At 63.4% G+C, this 15,444-nt stretch carries 19 protein-coding genes; 3 read left to right on the forward strand and 16 right to left on the reverse strand.

The window, feature by feature from the left end:
* Positions 1-100: 100 nt before the first annotated feature.
* The 4 genes from PE058_RS16880 to PE058_RS16895 all read right to left on the reverse strand — a co-directional run bounded on the left by PE058_RS16880 (position 101) and on the right by PE058_RS16895 (position 3,864).
* Positions 101-1,300 carry an ABC transporter permease gene (locus tag PE058_RS16880; RefSeq protein ID WP_020085331.1) on the reverse strand — a complete coding sequence of 400 codons (1,200 nt, stop codon included), beginning with the start codon at positions 1,298-1,300 and terminating at the stop codon, positions 101-103.
* Between the two features lie 168 nt (positions 1,301-1,468).
* Positions 1,469-1,981, reverse strand: a complete 513-nt coding sequence (locus PE058_RS16885; protein ID WP_020085330.1) for a hypothetical protein — start codon at positions 1,979-1,981, stop codon at positions 1,469-1,471.
* Positions 1,982-2,174: 193 nt separating this feature from the next.
* Complete coding sequence (locus PE058_RS16890) at positions 2,175-2,771, reverse strand: hypothetical protein (RefSeq protein WP_271028934.1); 597 nt, start codon at positions 2,769-2,771, stop codon at positions 2,175-2,177.
* Positions 2,772-2,988: 217 nt separating this feature from the next.
* On the reverse strand, positions 2,989-3,864 hold the full coding sequence (locus PE058_RS16895) for an alpha/beta hydrolase (protein ID WP_271028935.1): 876 nt from the start codon (positions 3,862-3,864) through the stop codon (positions 2,989-2,991).
* 386 nt (positions 3,865-4,250) lie between these two features.
* Between PE058_RS16895 and bfr the strand changes: the two genes are divergently transcribed.
* Both bfr and PE058_RS16905 read left to right on the forward strand, forming a co-directional pair.
* Positions 4,251-4,742 (forward strand): bacterioferritin, encoded by a 492-nt coding sequence (gene bfr / locus PE058_RS16900; protein ID WP_020085327.1) that lies wholly within the window; start codon positions 4,251-4,253, stop codon positions 4,740-4,742.
* A gap of 136 nt (positions 4,743-4,878) precedes the next feature.
* Positions 4,879-5,295 carry a response regulator gene (locus tag PE058_RS16905; RefSeq protein WP_271028936.1) on the forward strand — a complete coding sequence of 139 codons (417 nt, stop codon included), beginning with the start codon at positions 4,879-4,881 and terminating at the stop codon, positions 5,293-5,295.
* On the opposite strand, the gene PE058_RS16910 is transcribed toward PE058_RS16905, so the two are convergent.
* The 4 genes from PE058_RS16910 to petA form a co-directional block, all read right to left on the reverse strand.
* Positions 5,292-6,167 carry an S-methyl-5'-thioadenosine phosphorylase gene (locus PE058_RS16910; protein WP_020085325.1) on the reverse strand — a complete coding sequence of 292 codons (876 nt, stop codon included), beginning with the start codon at positions 6,165-6,167 and terminating at the stop codon, positions 5,292-5,294. The two genes, PE058_RS16905 and PE058_RS16910, sit on opposite strands and share 4 nt — an antisense overlap.
* Positions 6,168-6,355: 188 nt before the next feature.
* Positions 6,356-7,213, reverse strand: a complete 858-nt coding sequence (locus PE058_RS16915) for a cytochrome c1 (protein WP_198011150.1) — start codon at positions 7,211-7,213, stop codon at positions 6,356-6,358.
* A gap of 26 nt (positions 7,214-7,239) precedes the next feature.
* On the reverse strand, positions 7,240-8,517 hold the full coding sequence (locus tag PE058_RS16920; protein WP_020085323.1) for a cytochrome b: 1,278 nt from the start codon (positions 8,515-8,517) through the stop codon (positions 7,240-7,242).
* Between the two features lie 14 nt (positions 8,518-8,531).
* Positions 8,532-9,104: a ubiquinol-cytochrome c reductase iron-sulfur subunit gene (gene petA, locus PE058_RS16925; protein ID WP_020085322.1), complete on the reverse strand. Its 573-nt coding sequence runs from the start codon at positions 9,102-9,104 to the stop codon at positions 8,532-8,534.
* A 347-nt stretch (positions 9,105-9,451) separates the two neighbouring features.
* Between petA and PE058_RS16930 the strand changes: the two genes are divergently transcribed.
* On the forward strand, positions 9,452-9,922 hold the full coding sequence (locus PE058_RS16930) for a tRNA (cytidine(34)-2'-O)-methyltransferase (protein WP_271028937.1): 471 nt from the start codon (positions 9,452-9,454) through the stop codon (positions 9,920-9,922).
* Positions 9,923-9,973: 51 nt separating this feature from the next.
* Here the strand turns inward: PE058_RS16930 and PE058_RS16935 are convergent, their stop codons facing one another.
* From PE058_RS16935 to gatC, 8 genes are all read right to left on the reverse strand, one after another.
* Positions 9,974-10,504 (reverse strand): hypothetical protein, encoded by a 531-nt coding sequence (locus tag PE058_RS16935; protein WP_020085320.1) that lies wholly within the window; start codon positions 10,502-10,504, stop codon positions 9,974-9,976.
* Positions 10,505-10,684: 180 nt separating this feature from the next.
* The gene (gatB, locus tag PE058_RS16940) at positions 10,685-12,169 is read right to left on the reverse strand and encodes an Asp-tRNA(Asn)/Glu-tRNA(Gln) amidotransferase subunit GatB (RefSeq protein ID WP_020085319.1); all 1,485 of its coding nucleotides are present in this window, start codon (positions 12,167-12,169) and stop codon (positions 10,685-10,687) included.
* Between the two features lie 15 nt (positions 12,170-12,184).
* Positions 12,185-12,481 carry a hypothetical protein gene (locus tag PE058_RS16945; RefSeq protein WP_020085318.1) on the reverse strand — a complete coding sequence of 99 codons (297 nt, stop codon included), beginning with the start codon at positions 12,479-12,481 and terminating at the stop codon, positions 12,185-12,187.
* On the reverse strand, positions 12,478-12,813 hold the full coding sequence (locus PE058_RS16950; protein WP_020085317.1) for a chorismate mutase: 336 nt from the start codon (positions 12,811-12,813) through the stop codon (positions 12,478-12,480). The genes PE058_RS16945 and PE058_RS16950 overlap by 4 nt, the downstream gene beginning before the upstream one ends.
* A 1-nt stretch (position 12,814) precedes the next feature.
* Positions 12,815-14,332: an Asp-tRNA(Asn)/Glu-tRNA(Gln) amidotransferase subunit GatA gene (gene gatA / locus PE058_RS16955; protein WP_271028938.1), complete on the reverse strand. Its 1,518-nt coding sequence runs from the start codon at positions 14,330-14,332 to the stop codon at positions 12,815-12,817.
* 3 nt (positions 14,333-14,335) lie between these two features.
* Positions 14,336-14,749 (reverse strand): hypothetical protein, encoded by a 414-nt coding sequence (locus PE058_RS16960; RefSeq protein WP_020085315.1) that lies wholly within the window; start codon positions 14,747-14,749, stop codon positions 14,336-14,338.
* Between the two features lie 17 nt (positions 14,750-14,766).
* On the reverse strand, positions 14,767-15,042 hold the full coding sequence (locus PE058_RS16965) for a hypothetical protein (protein ID WP_020085314.1): 276 nt from the start codon (positions 15,040-15,042) through the stop codon (positions 14,767-14,769).
* A 56-nt stretch (positions 15,043-15,098) separates the two neighbouring features.
* Entirely contained in the window at positions 15,099-15,386 is a 288-nt protein-coding gene (gatC, locus tag PE058_RS16970) for an Asp-tRNA(Asn)/Glu-tRNA(Gln) amidotransferase subunit GatC (RefSeq protein ID WP_020085313.1), read from the reverse strand.
* Positions 15,387-15,444 lie beyond the last annotated feature (58 nt).

The following is a 15,444-nucleotide window of genomic DNA, read 5'->3' on the forward strand; positions in this document are numbered from 1 at the left end:
GAAGACGTCATTCGACACTCCGCAAGCCTCGAACGGGTGAGGCCCGGAGGATCTTCCGATCCTCCGGACCCGCGCCTTGCAGTTCTGCCGCGTGCGGCCCTCATCGGTTGAAGACGCCCGCCGGGTCGATACGCGTCACCTTCCTGATTGCCGTGATCGCCGCGAAGATGCACATGCCGACCGTCAGCGCGAACAGATAGGCCGCTATCTTCGGCGTCATCACGATGGTCAGCGTGGGCACTCTCACCGAGAGCCTGTAGATCGCCAGCATCGCGAGCAGCATGCCGGCCGCATAGCCCAGCACCGCGCTCATGAGAGCCTGGATCAGAATGACGGCGTGAATGTAGCTCGCTGATGCGCCAAGGGCGCGCAGTGTCGCAAACTCGTTCAAGTGATCCTTGGTGCTCGCGTAGAGTGTCTGTGCCACGATCACGACACCGACGATGGCGCCCAGCACCATGCCCGTGATCAGCGCGAGACCGGCGCCCGTGGAGAACATCCAGTAGTTGATGCTGCGACGGGTGAACTCGTCGTGCGTCAGAATCTCGGTGCCCTGCAGGCGCTCGGAGAGCTGCTTGCGCACCGCCTCGATGTCCGCGCCGCTCTCGAGCGTCACGAGCACATAGGTGGATTGAGACGCGCTCGCGCCCGTGAACTTGCGGGCCGTCGAGATCGAGGTGAAGCCGTAGGGCAATGTCGTGAACGAGCGGATGCCCTTGGTCACGGCAGTAACCTGGGCGCGCTGATTGTTGATTTCGGCGTAATCGCCGCGCTCGTTGATACCGAGATCCTTGAAGTAGGAGCGATCGACGGCGATGGCGTTCGGATTGTTGAGATCGGAGATGTCGCCTTCTTCGATGCTCCAGGGACGCGTGCCGCCATTCGCCCAATCGAGGCCAACGAGAATGAATGTCTTTTTGCCGCCTTCGGGTTTGCGCCAGGCGGAGAAGCTCACGATCATGTCCTCGGCCTTGAGCACGCCGGGCGTCGAGAGCGCCGCATATTTCTCATGGCCGATGAGGAGCGAGGGATCGTCGAAGCTCTTCGTTCCGAACGGCACGATCCAGAGATCGGCGGGCGCCTTGTCGAGCACGGTCGCGATCTTGTTCTCGGAACCCTTATAGAGTCCCACCTCGATGGCGACGAGAACGACCGAGAAGACGATGCCGACGAGCGTGACGATCAAGCTCATGCGATCGTGGAAGAGGTTACGATAGGCAATCTTGGGCGCCATCTTGATGACTTTGCCCTGCCCGGCCGGCGCTGAGGCTCCCGCGCCGGCTGTGATCCTCTTCATCATGTCCGTCTCCAATGAGGCAGCAACGGGAGAGTTGTGCGCTGAAGTCGTTGCTACGTCCAGCACCAGAGCACGCCCGATCGAGCTTTTATTCCATTACAACATGACGTGTCAGACCGAATTTTGGTCTGACATAGTCATCGTTTTCGACTAGGTGATTTTACGGTCTCGTCACTCGCCGCAGCCGACGGAAACCGTCGTGCCGATGGCGGGGATGAATTTCTTGCACGATCCGTTGGCATCGGGCGCCTGCTCGGTAGCCGCCGTGACGGTGCTGTCGGTCGCAGGGGCCTCGGCCTTCACGTCCGAAGAAGGCGTGCTCGTCTCATCTTCGACAGGGATGGAGCCCTGGACGAGAGCGGAGCTGCCGGTCACGCGCGGGGCGGCATCGGTCGCGGTATCGTTGTTCTGTGGCTCTGATTTGGCGGCTTCCGCCTTCACGGGCTCGGCCTTGGCGACGCGGGGCGTCGACTTCTCCGGCCGCGCTGCCTGCTGCACCGGGGGCCGCTTCTTGGCCTGCTTCTGATAGCCTGCGCTCCCGCCGCCGCCGTGTGCGGGCGTTGCAGTGAACGAACCGAGCGGGAAGCCGAAGCCAAGCCGGACGCCGCCGCCAGCTTCGGCTGCCGAAGCCAGCAACATGGTCGCCGTGAGAGCGGAGGCAAGTGCGATAAGCTTCGTGGTCATGGCCGTCTCCTCAAATCCATATCGCCGGGATCTCCCAAGCGATGAAATCTGACGAAACAATGCGCTTCGGCGCGGCTGTGCGCTGTTCCTGGCGTGACAAAAGCGCATTTTTCGAAGCGCCTAGCAAAAAAGAAAACCGGCCCTCGCATGACGAGAGCCGGTCTTTCTGTTTCAGGGCTTTGAGAGCTGCGTCTTAGCATCCGACATCCACAGCAACACCGAGCGCGGGGATGTAACGCTTGCAGGTCTCCGGGGCATCGGCCACCGCCGTCTTGCTCGCTGCGCTATCGGTTGCAGCCGGGGCGGTATCGGTCGCGGCAACCGTCGTGTCGGCGGCTTCCGTGCTGGTGGTGGACTGGCTCGCGACGTCAACCTGGGTCAGAGCCGCCGTGCTCGAGGGCGCCGCCACGTAGGTGCTCGGCGTCTTGTTGGTGCTCGTCTCGGCGACGTTCTCATCGGTCTGCTCGTCGCCTTCCGAAGCGGCCTTTGCCTTCTCGGCGGCGGCGATCTGCTGCTGGCGCTTGGCGGCGGCGGCCGCCTGGGCCTTTGCCTGAGCCTGGGCGCGAGCCTTAGCCTGGGCCTGAGCGCGGGCCTTGGCTTGCGCCTGGGCGCGGGCGGCCTGGGCCTGCTTTGCCTTGTTGGCCTGGGCGGCCGAGTGGGCGATCGCGCCGACGGCCAGGATGCCGAGCCCGATGCCGATGCCACGCCCGCCGGCCTGGGCCGCCGGGGTGATCGCCAGGCTGGCGGCCACAGTCGCTGCGATGACGCTAATGGTGAGCTTCTTGGCCATTTTGATCTCCATCCTCTTGTGCCTAGAGCGGATCAGGCTTGATGCCCTCGGCTCTCTCTTGACGCCCAATGTGCCGGATGGAGGCTCCCGGCGCTGTTCCGGGTGTAACAAACGGAGAAAACTTTGCGGACCGGATCAAAATAATTCGCCGCGGAGAGGGCCAGGTCATCCTGCACCCGGTCTCCCACGGCGAATCCAACTTTATTTCAATAACTTATTAGGCGACCGAGGTGGCCAGACCGCCGCCGAGGCGGATGCGGGCCGGTTCCTTCGCGCGCATGCCTTCCGCGAGCGACGCCGCGATCCGCGATACGAAGGACGCGGTACGCTCCAGCACAATGTGGCGCTGCCGGTCGACGGTGACCATGTGATAGCTGTCGTCCAGCACCACGAGATCGACGGGGCCGGCCAGCTCGCGTTGCAGATAGGCTGCGTTGTCGAGCCCCGCGTAATCGTCCTCGCGGGCATGGAGGATGAGCACGGGCTGGTTGATGCCGCCGAGCGTCTTCATCACTTGCTTGGCCAACCGGCGGCGCTCAAGGACGGCGCCGCCCGGCGTCGAGACCTGGGCGACCTTGGAGCCTTCCGCGGCCATTGCGTTGCGGATGAAGTCGCGGACGCGCTTGTCCTTGATGCCGACGTGGAGCGGCACCGGGAAGCGGAAGAGGTTCGCGAACCACTTGTTGTCGATGAGACGGAAAAGCGGGACATACCAGGGGATCTGACGGCCGCTGAGCCAGAGGGTCGGAGAGTAGAGCGCCACGGCGTGGACCTTGTCCGGGTGACGCGCGGCGAGCAGAAGGCTCAAAACTGCGCCAGTCGAGAGACCGCCGACGATGACCGTGTCGCATGTGGCAGAGAGCTCTTCGAGCCCCTTTTCCGCGCTTTCGTACCAATCCTGCCAGGTGGTCGCGAGCAGCTCCGTCTCCGAGCCGCCGTGGCCGGCGAGCGCGGGGCAGAGAACCGTGTAGCCATCGCGGGTCAGGCCATTGGCGACAAAGCGAATTTCGCTGGGAGAGCCGCACAGGCCATGAATCAGGAGCACGCCTACCCGGCCATTCTTGCTTCCCGAATTCGTCTTACTCGTCATCATAGCGCGCCCCAATGTTTTCACCCGACTTGGAATGACCGGACCGTAGACGAGCAAGAACGATGCCGCTGTTCCTGCCGTGACAGGAAAAGCGGTGACGATTGGTGACGCAGGCTTGAAAGTTTTCGACCGGTTGGGCCAAAGCTATGCTTAAGAACGCTTCCTCGCTCTGGCCTTTCGCGGCGCGCGACATGCGGCCTCCGGCCTGACCGCTGCCCCGGGGGCGCTGGAACTGTTCCCATCGTCTTTGCAGCGGTCCGGGCGCGGATAGCGATTGACCGTGCTGCACAGTGCGACTATTGAAATTAGAATTATTCTAAATGATGAGCCGGGATCGCTAGTGTCTCTGCCGTCGGATTTTTCGGCCAGTACGGTCAGAGGGAGGACCCATGCAGGGTAAACGCGAAGTCATCGAGATCCTGAACGAAGCGCTCAAGCTCGAGCTCGGGGCCGTCAACCAATACTGGCTGCACTACCGGATGCTCGAAAACTGGGGCTTCACCAAGCTTGCCAAGAAGGAGCGCGCCGAGTCGATCGAGGAGATGCACCACGCCGACAGGCTGGTTCAGCGCATCATCTTCCTCGAAGGCCTGCCGAACCTGCAGCACGTCGCGCCGCTCATGATCGGCGAGAACCTCAAGGAGGTTCTGGAGTGCGATCTCAAGGGCGAGAAGATCGCTCACGAGACGTACATTCGCGGCCGCGACATCTGCCGGGCCGCCAAGGACTACGTGACGATGGCGCTGTTCGAGGAACTCATCAAGGACGAGGAAGGCCACATCGACTTCATCGAGACCCAGCTCGATCTCATGGACAAGATCGGCAAGGAGAACTACGGGCAGCTCCAGTCGGAGCCCGCCAACGAGGCCGAGGGTCACTAAGACCGCCGTCACATCTCATCCAATCAGCGCGGGCCGCAGCGCCCGCGCTTTTTTGTGTCTGCGGCCTCGAGGCCGAACGGTTTTCCGCGGCGGAACCCGCGCCCCCTGATCGGCGTTGGCTGAACAGGTGAAAACCATGACAGTAACGAAACTTAATACTCATGCTCCTGAAAGCCCCTCCGCGGCGGTGCTGGTGGTCGAGGACGATCCGATCCTCCGCTCGACGCTGGCTTTCGAGGTGAGCGACGCAGGGTTCCGGGTACGGGAAGCCGCCAACGCGGACGAAGCAGAAAAAATTGTGCTCGCGGGCACGCCGATCGATCTCGTGATCACCGACATCGAGATGCCAGGACCGAGAAATGGGCTCGACCTCGCGAAGACGGTTCGCGCCTACAGGCCGCAGATCAAGGTGATCGTGGCGTCCGGCATGGTGCCGCGCACGGGCATCGTGGGCATCGCGGATGCCTTCTTCGGCAAGCCCTATGACGTGAGCCGGATCATCCTGCGCATGGAATCTCTCTTGCGGCTACCGCCAAGATCCACCTCGCGCTAGCTGCCAAGAACACGCCCCGCGACTGCATCGAGCTTGCGCACCAGCGATGCGTCGCGTGCTTCGGGCGCGGTGATGATGGCCACATCGAGCGCACGGTCGGAGCCTATGGGACAGGCCGGATGCTCACGCGGGAAGTTCCTGGCGAGCGTCGCGACGAGCCTCTGAGCCTTCTCGGTGTTGCTTTTCATGATTGCGATGATGGAGGCAACGTCGACGTCGGCGTGATCGTCGTGCCAGCAATCATAATCCGTGACCATGGCCACGGTCGCGTAGCAGATCTCCGCCTCACGGGCGAGCTTGGCCTCCGGCATGTTGGTCATGCCGATGACGTCCATGCCCCAGCTCCGGTAGAGGTTGCTTTCGGCGCGCGTAGAGAATTGCGGTCCTTCCATGACGAGATAGGTGCCGCCGCGCGTGTGCGAGATTTCTTCTGCCTTGGCGGCGGCTTCGATCGCATCCACGAGGAGCGGGCTCACCGGGTCGGCAACCGACACGTGGGCCACCAGTCCCGGTCCGAAGAAGCTCTTCTCGCGCGCAAAGGTGCGGTCGACGAACTGGTCGACGAGCACGAAGTGGCCCGGCGCGAACTCCTCCTTCAGCGATCCGCACGCGGAGATTGAGACCAGATCCGTGACGCCCGCGCGCTTCAGGGCATCGATGTTGGCGCGGAAGTTGATCGCGGACGGCGGGACTGGATGGCCACGGCCATGGCGCGGGAGGAAGCGGATGGGCAGCCCGCCGATCTCGGCGAACAGGATCTCGTCGGAGGGCGCGCCCCACGGCGTCATCACCTTCTCCCAACGGGGGTTCTCGAGCCCGGGCAAGTTGTAAAAGCCGCTGCCGCCAACGATGCCGAGCACCGATTCTGTCATGTGCTGTCCTCTTTCCTCTCCGACGCTCCCGGCCGCGCTGGCGTCGGAGGTCCTTCTAACGCCCGCTGGTCGCACGTTTCTGCGACGCGGCGGTGTCAGATATTCAGACCAGTTACCGAGAAAAGAAAAGGCCCCGCGCAGGGGGCCTTTTCGTCATGTGATCAATCGTGAGGCCGTGGCGGCCCTCGTCAATGAGGGATGCTCGACCAGATCCGGCGCTTGCCGACGTAGAGAAGGCCGGTGGTGACCACGAGGTAGAGCATCACGAGCCAGCCGAGACTCTTTCTCGCGTTGAGCGAGGGATCGGCGGCCCAGGACAGGAAAGCCGCGACATCGCGCGAATTCTGATCCAGCGAGCCGGTGCCGTCCTGGTACGTCACGAAGTTGTCCTTCGCGAGCGGAGCGGGCATGCCGATCTGATGGCCCGGGAAGGCAACGTTATAGGACATGCCTTCGCCGAGTTTCACGTCGGCGGGCGCCTCGTGATATCCGGTCAACAGAGCATAGAGGTAGTCCGCGCCACCCTCCTGATAGCCCGTTGCGATATCGCGGAGCATGGAGAAGGGATGCGCCCACCACGTGCCGGTATACTCGACGTTGCGCGCCCTGGCGATCAGCGAGAGATCCGGCGGCAGCGCGCCATTCTGGGCCGCGCGCGCCTCATTGTCGTTCTTGAAGGGGCCCAAGATCGGATCGAAAGCCTTCGGCTCGCGCTCGAACATCTTGCCTTCGCTGTCCGGGCCGTCCGTGATCTTGTTCGGCCACTCGTTGGCGAGGGCCTTCACGGCGTCCTCCGGGAACTCCGGGCCGCCAGCTTCGAACAGGTTGCGGAAGCGCACCCGCTTCAGGCCGTGGCAGGCAGAGCAGACGTCCTTGTAGATCTGGAAGCCGCGCTGAAGCTGGGCCTTGTCGTACTGCCCGGTGAACCCGCCGAAGCTCCACTCCTGGCGCTCGATGTGGGCGTGCTCGCCACCGGCCGCGTAAGCAGCGGGAGCGACAGCGGCACCGACCAGAAGTGCCAGTGCGGCAAGGGGTCCGTTTTTCATGGCTCGCATCATCGGATGTCCCTCGCTCAGCGCGTCTCTGGAGCTGCGGCCGCGCCCTGGGGCGTTCCGGAGCCTCCCGGCAAGACCGAGGCCGATATGGACTTCGGCAACGCCGTCGGCGTTTCGATCAGACCGAGGATCGGCATCACGATCAGGAAGTGGGCGAAATAGTAGGCTGTGAAGATGCGCGACCAGGTCACGTAAGCGCCTTCAGCGGGCTTTGCTCCGAGGTAGCCCAGAGCCACGGCCGAGATGACCAGAAGCCAGAAGAACCACTTGTAGAGCGGGCGGTACTTGGCCGAGCGGACGCGGCTGGTATCGAGCCACGGCACGAAGAGCAGCACAGCGATGGCGGAGAACATGGCGATGACGCCGCCGAGCTTCGAGGGGATGGCACGCAGGATCGCGTAGAACGGCAGGAAGTACCATTCGGGCACGATGTGCGGCGGGGTCACCAGCGGGTTCGCCTCGATGTAGTTGTCGGCGTGACCCAGGTAGTCGGGCACATAGAAGACGAACCAGCCGAACAGGATGAGGAAGGCGAAGAGGCCGACGGCATCCTTGGCGACCGCGTAGGGGAACATCGGCACGGCGTCCGACTTGGTCTTGATGTCGAGGCCGGTCGGGTTGTTCTGGCCGGCCACGTGCAGCGCCCAGATGTGCAGCACGACAATGCCGAAGAGAACGAACGGCAGCAGGTAATGCAGCGCGAAGAAGCGGTTCAGCGTGGTGCCGGAAACGGAGTAGCCGCCCCACAGCCATTCGACGATGGCGGTACCGACGCCGGGAATGATCTCGTTCAGCGACGAGAACAGGTTGGTGATGACGGTGACGCCCCAGAAGCTCATCTGTCCCCAGGGAAGCGCGTAGCCCATGAAGGCCGTGGCCATCATCACGAGGAAGATCAGCACGCCCAGGATCCAGAGAACCTCGCGCGGCGCCTTGTAGGAGCCGTAGTAGAGGCCGCGGAAGATATGGATGTAGACGGCGATGAAGAACATCGACGCGCCGACCGCGTGGAAGTTGCGAAGCAGCCAGCCGAAGTTCACGTCGCGGCGGATGGCCTCAACGGAGTTGAAGGCTTCATGCGCACTCGGCTGGTAGTGCATGGCGAGCACGATGCCGGTCACGATCTGCGCGACGAGGCAGAACGTGAGGATGCCGCCGAATGTCCAGAGGTAGTTGAGGTTGCGAGGCGTCGGGAAATCAACGAACTGGCCGTGCATCAAGCGTGCGACCGGCAGGCGGTCATCCCACCATTTGCCAAATGCGGATTTCGGCTCGTAGCTAGACGTATGCTCCATCGGGCGCGACCCTCTCAGCCGATCTTGATCTTGTTGTCGGAGACGAACTCGTAGGGCGGCACCTCGAGGTTACGCGGCGCCGGGCCCTTCCGAATGCGACCCGACGTGTCGTAATGCGAACCGTGGCAGGGGCAGAACCAGCCGCCAAAGTCTCCCTTCGAGTCGCCCATGGCCTGACCCTTGGGGATGCAGCCGAGATGGGTGCAGATGCCAATCAGGATCAGCCAGTTCTCCTTGCCCTTCTTGACGCGGTTGGCGTCGAGAGCAGGGGTCGTCTCGGGCAGCATATCGTTGCGGGCCGAGTGGTCCGGCAGGTCGGCCGGGTTCATGGCCTCTGCGGTCTTGATCTCTTCAGGCGTGCGGTTGCGGATGAAGATCGGCTTGCCACGCCACATGGCGGTGATTGCCTGACCTTCCTTCACGGGAGAAAGATCGATTTCGACGGACGCCAAGGCCTGAGCGCCAGCGTCGGGATTCATTTGCGAAATAAACGGCCACAGCGTAATGGCCGCGCCTACCGCTGCGAATGCATTGCCTGCAATGACAAGGAAATCACGGCGATTCGGCTCTTCGACTTCACTTGCCACGTACCCCTCCAATTTCGAGGATGTTCAACCAGCGCGAAGCGCTTTGCGGAGCCGGAGATCGGTTAGTAACACTCAGCAATCTCAGGTCGCGTTCGGCGTTCGAACACCGATTACAGTCGAACGAAACGCCAAACCCTGTGGACTTGAAGCACTAACCGAGGCCTGCCTGTTGCGCAAGAAGCGCGCCGTCCGATCGCAGCGTAAAACTGGATCTTTCAACGGCCCGAGCGACCGCTTTGCCTCAATCGGCTCTTCTTCTTGCACCGTTTGCCAAGCTGCTCAAGACGACTTAACTCGAGCCGCGCGGGTCAAAGTGGCGCACACTTTCAATTACGACAGGATCTCAAATGCGCGTTGCTCTTTATCAGCCCGACATACCGCAAAATACTGGCACCATTCTTCGACTTTCGGCCTGTCTTGGCGTTCCAATTGATCTAATCGGACCCGCCGCGTTTGATTTCAGCGATAGATCATTCCGGAGGGCGGGACTCGACTATTTGGATCACGCCGAAGTCTGTCGTCACGAGAGCTTTGCCGCGTTCGACGCCGCGCTCAGGGTTGCCTCCCCTCCGCCGCGACTCGTTCTGCTCACGACGCACGCCGACGAGACCCACACCGGCTTCCACTTTCACAAAAGCGACGTGCTGCTGCTCGGACGTGAAAGCGCGGGCGTGCCGGACTCCGTTCATCAGCGTGCGGACGCCCGTATCCGCGTCCCGATGCGGAGCGGCCTGCGCTCGCTCAACATCGCCGTCGCCGCCGCGATGGTGCTCGGGGAGGCGCTGAGGCAGACGGACGGGTTCCCGCTGAGCGCGTGAGCGGGCAGTAGGCAGTAGGCAGTAGGCAGTAGGCAGTAGTGAAGGGCGGGATCAGCCCTTGTTCAAGAGCAGCGTGAGTCCGATCAGCGTCTCGCTGAAGAACTGGATCTCCACCATCTGCTTCGTATCTTTCACGATGATGTCCATGTTCGCGGAAAGCTCGGTGCCCTTGGTGCCCTTGACCGTGACGCGGAACCCGCGCGGCGTGACCTCACCGTCCAGCACGCCGTTGACGTTGTACATCTGCTCGGTCCACTCGCCGCTGAGCTTGCCGTTGCTATGCGCGACGGTGCTCTTCACCTCGATCTTTCCGCTCCCGGAAGCGCAGCGGATCGTCTGCTTCAGCGTGTTGGCGTCGCCTTCGATGATGTAGGTGGCGCGGCATTTGACGTCTTCGTTGCGGCCGTCCTTGAAGCGCAGGCGGCCCGCACCGCCCCACCAGCCTTCGAGGCTCGCGAACGGCCCCACGGCTTGAGGCGCCGCGTCGACCGCGGGCGCCGTCGTGACGACGAGCGTCATCGCCAGCGCCGCAAGGCTTCCTCGCGCAAACCCGCGCCTGACCACTGCCCAAACGAGGTTCATGTGTCCTCTCAGAGAACTATCCGGCCGAATCCCTCGTCCAGGTTGCCGAGACGCTTCGCGCTTGCAACAGGCGGCGGTCAGCCGAACACAGAAATCTGACAGCGTGTGTCAGCAAGGCCGCAGCGCTCACGCGGGCGGTTTTCGGCCGGAAGCCGCCAGGAGGGACACAGCCCGGCTCTGTCAGAGGCCGAGCTTCGTCTTCAGGATCTCGTTCACGGCGGCGGGATTGGCCTTTCCGCCCGTGCTCTTCATGACCTGACCGACGAACCAGCCCAGCATGGAGGGCTTGGCCTTGGCCTGCTCCACCTTGTCGGGGTTGGCGGCGATGATCTCGTCCACAGCCTTCTCGATGGCGCCGGTGTCCGTCACCTGCTTCATGCCGCGCTTCTCGACGATCTCGGCGGGATCGCCGCCCTCGGTCCAGAGAATCTCGAACAGATCCTTGGCGATCTTGCCGGAGATGGTGCCGGCGGAGATGAGATCGACGAGGCCGCCGAGTTGCGCGGATGAGACCGGGCTGTGCTCGATGTCCTTGCCTTCCTTGTTCAGGCGGCCGAACAGCTCGTTGATGACCCAGTTCGCTGCGAGCTTGCCGTCGCGGCCCCTGGCGACCGCCTCGAAGTAATCGGCATTGTCACGCTCGGCGACCAGCACACTCGCGTCGTAGGCAGAGAGCCCGTACTCCTTCACGAAGCGGGCGTGCTTCTGGTCCGGCAGCTCCGGCAGATGAGCGGCGAGATCGTCGACGTAGGACTGATCGAACTCGAGCGGCAGCAGGTCGGGATCCGGGAAGTAGCGATAGTCGTGCGCCTCTTCCTTCGAGCGCATGGAGCGCGTCTCGCCCTTGCCGGGGTCGAACAGACGCGTCTCCTGGTCAACGGCGCCACCGTCCTCGATGATGTCGATCTGCCTGCGGGCCTCGACCTCGACGGCCTGGCCGATGAAGCGGATCGAGTTCACGTTCTTGATCTCACAGCGCGTGCCGAGCTTGTCGCCGGGTTTCCTGACCGACACGTTCACGTCGGCGCGAAGGTTGCCCTTCTCCATGTCGCCATCGCAGGTTCCGAGATAGCGCAGGATCGTGCGCAGCTTCGTGACATAGGCCTGCGCTTCCTTCGCGGACCTCAGGTCCGGCTTCGAGACGATCTCCATCAGGGCAACGCCCGAGCGGTTGAGATCGACGTAGGAGTAATCCGGGCTCTGGTCGTGGATCGACTTGCCAGCGTCCTGCTCGAGGTGCAGGCGCTCGATGCCGACGCGCTTCGTCTCGCCGTCGACGTCGATCTCGATCTCACCCTCGCCCACGATCGGCTGCTTGTACTGGCTGATCTGGTAGCCCTGGGGAAGGTCGGGATAGAAGTAGTTCTTGCGGTCGAAAACGCTTTTCAGGTTGATCTCGGCCTTGAGGCCGAGCCCCGTGCGAACGGCCTGTGCGATGCACTCCTCGTTGATGACGGGCAACATGCCGGGCATGGCCGCATCCACCAGGGAGACGTGGCTGTTCGGCTCGGCGCCGAAGGCCGTGGACGATCCGGAGAACAGCTTCGAGGCGGAGGCGACCTGGGCGTGCACCTCCATGCCGATCACGACCTCCCAATCGCCGGTCGCGCCCGCGATCAGGTTGCTCGCTTTGGATTTTCCGCCGCTCTTGGCCGCGTCCCGCATCTTGAATTTCTCCTCTCAGCGCGTCCCGCGGGCGCGCAGGCTATACGCGAGCGCCGCCCAGACCAGGCCGAATACGAATTGAAGCATGAAGATCGCCGCTTCGCCGCCGATGGCATGAATGGCGAAAACCCCGATCTGGCCGCCGATCCAATAGAGCGCGAAACCCGCGAGCGAGGCCGCGAAGGCGGCGACCGGCAGCTTCTGCCACTGATCCGCGCTGCGGCCCATGATCATGGCAACGGTGATCACCGCCGGGTTGGCCGCCGCCAGCAGGATCAACGTCATAGGGTCGAACGAGTTGATCGCAATCATTCCCGCGGCCCGCCGCTGCTCGCTTCCTGCTTGCGCAGCTTCTCTTCCTCGTACTGGACGAACCAGCCAATCATGTTGCGCCACTGAGCGCCGACCATGTCGATCATCTCGGCGGGCAGGCCGCGCTGGCGCGCCTGGGTCTTGACCTTGTCGATCACCTGCTGGATGCGCCAAGGCACACTGGCCTCACTCGGATCCTTCTTGAGCTGCCAAGCACGCTCGACGTAGCCGAAACGCTCTGCGATGAGATCGACCAGCGCGGCGTCGATGCGGTCGATCTCGGAGCGGACCTGACTCATGTCCGCGCATTCCCAGGGTCGCTTCGGATCCATCTCACTTGCCTCCCGGCTTCTTCTTGGCGCCTGAGCTCGGCGCGGCCCACCATCGATCGCCCACAGTGAAGCGTCCCGCCGCATCCTCGATCGCCTGCGCGGCCTGGAACAGCGTCGCCTCGTCGAACGGCTTGCCGATGAGCTGGAGCCCGAGCGGCGTTCCTTCCGAGGAGAGACCGGCCGGCACGGAGAGGCCCGGCAGGCCCGCCATGTTCACCGTTACCGTGAAGATGTCCTCGAGATACATGGCGATGGGATCGCCCGTCTTCTCGCCGAACGCGAAGGCAGGCGAGGGCGTCGTCGGCGTCAGCACGACGTCCACCTTGCTCCAGGCCTCGTCGAAATCGCGCTTGATCAAGGTGCGGATCTTCTGCGCCTTGAGGTAATAGGCGTCATAGTAGCCGGCCGAGAGCACGTAGGTGCCGATGAGGATGCGCCGGCGCACCTCCTTGCCGAAGCCCGCGGCGCGCGTGTTCTCGTACGTGTCGATCACATCCCTGCCGGGCACGCGGAGGCCGTAGCGCACGCCGTCGTAGCGGGCGAGGTTCGACGACGCCTCGGCGGGCGCGACGATGTAATAGGCGGGCAGCGCGTACTTGGTGTGCGGCAGGCTGATCTCGTGAATGGTGGCACCGGCTGCCTTCAGCCATTCGATGCCGTCGCCCCAGAGCTTCTCGATCTCCTTCGACATGCCCTCGACGCGGTATTCCTTCGGCACGCCGACGCGCAGGCCCTTCACGCCCTTGGCAAGGGCCGCCTCGTAGTTCGGCACGGGCGCGTCCACCGAGGTCGTATCCTTGGGATCGTGCCCCGCCATGGAGCCCAGCATGATGGCGGCATCGCGCACGGTCTTGGCGATGGGACCGGCCTGATCGAGCGAGGAGGCGAAGGCCACGATGCCCCAGCGCGAGCAGCGGCCATAGGTGGGCTTTATGCCGACCGTTCCCGTGAGAGCCGCGGGCTGGCGAATGGAGCCGCCGGTATCGGTTGCGGTTGCCGCGAGGCAGAGGTTGGCCGCGACGGCCGCCGACGAGCCGCCCGACGAGCCGCCGGGCACGAGCTTGTCCGTCTTGCCGGTGCGCCGCCAGGGCGAGACCACGGGGCCGAAGGCGCTGGTCTCGTTGGACGAGCCCATGGCGAACTCGTCGTTGTTGAGCTTGCCGAGCATCACGGCGCCGGCATTCCAGAGATTGGCGCCGACGGTCGATTCATAGGTCGGCGTGAAGTCGCCCAGGATCCTGGAGCACGCGGTGGTACGGACGCCGTTGGTGCAAAAGAGATCCTTGTTGCCGAGGGGCAGGCCTTCGAGAGGGCGTGCCTCGCCCTTGGCAAGGCGCGCATCGGCTTCCTTGGCCTGAGCCAGAGCGTGCTCCGGCGTCGCCAGCACGTAGGCGTTCAACGCCGGATTTGCAGCCTCGATGGCCTCGATGTGGGCTTTCGTCAGCTCCGTTGCAGAAAACGATTTGGCCTTGAGGCCATCGCGCGCTTCCGCCAGCGTCAGGTCAGTGAGATCGCTCACAGTCTAGTTCCCTATATTGGCGTCGCAGCGCTTGTAGGTCTCGGGTGCTTCCTCGCGGTTGGAGTGAGACACCTCGAAGCCGTCCTCGTTCTCGTGCTTGGTGAAAACGTAGGTCTCGGGCGTGATAGACGCGCCTTCGCTGCAGATCATGAACGCGAGCCACGAGCTGCCCGGCTCGTGCTCGAACACCTTGGTGAACTCGCAGCCGCCTTCCCAGCTGTGAAAGCCTTCGGCATCGAGCAGCTCGGGCACGGTGCTGACGTTCTTCTCCGTGCCGGACTCGATCTTCCTCAGTTTCGCGCACTGCTCGTCAGTGGCGTACTGGCCAGTGAGAAAAGTAGCGCGATCTTTGGCTTCGGCAGCCGCCGTTGCGAAGACGGCAAGGGCGAGCGTGAGGAACAGTGTGCGGATTTTCATGTGCGGATCAGATCTCATCAGACCGAGCGGCCTCTCTCGGCCTCGGCGCGGGCTTTGTTGATGTGGTAGGAGCGGCGAGAGTAGTAGAGGCTCACGAGCCCGAAGAGGATCGAGAGCGGCGCGTTGACCTGCTCGGCCAACTCGCGGGCGCGGAGCAGATAGGCGGGGGTGTCGCTCACCGCCTGGGGCGAAAGCGAGCGAGCTCCGGTGCTGCCCTCCTCGCGGGGGACGGCGAGAACCAAGAGACCTGTCGCGATCAGAGCGACGGCGAGCAACGCAAATATCTTCGACATTTCCGAGTCTCCGCTTTGTTCTCCTGGGACGCGCGCGCCGGGAAGCGGCCGTTCCGCTATTCGACGACCTTCGGCACGACGAAATAGTGGTCATCGACCATCGGCGCGTTCTTCACGATCTGGTCGGCAATCTCGCCGTCGGTTACCCGATCCTCGCGCTTCTTGAGCTCCTGCGCCACGACCCGGGTCATGGGCTCGACGTTGGAGGTGTCGATCTCGTCTAACTGCTCGACCCAGTTCAAGATTCCGGACAATTCCCCCTCAAGGCTCTTGGCTTCCTCGTCGGTGATCTTGATGCGTGCCAGGCGCGCGATGCGCCGCACGGTCTTCTCGTCAACCTGCATGGGTTCCGCTCGAGTTATTCAAGGAACGGCGGCCGGGCAGCCGCGTGTTCCTCATAGC

It is taken from the genome of Hyphomicrobium sp. DMF-1 (assembly GCF_027886585.1).
GTDB lineage: Bacteria > Pseudomonadota > Alphaproteobacteria > Rhizobiales > Hyphomicrobiaceae > Hyphomicrobium_C > Hyphomicrobium_C zavarzinii.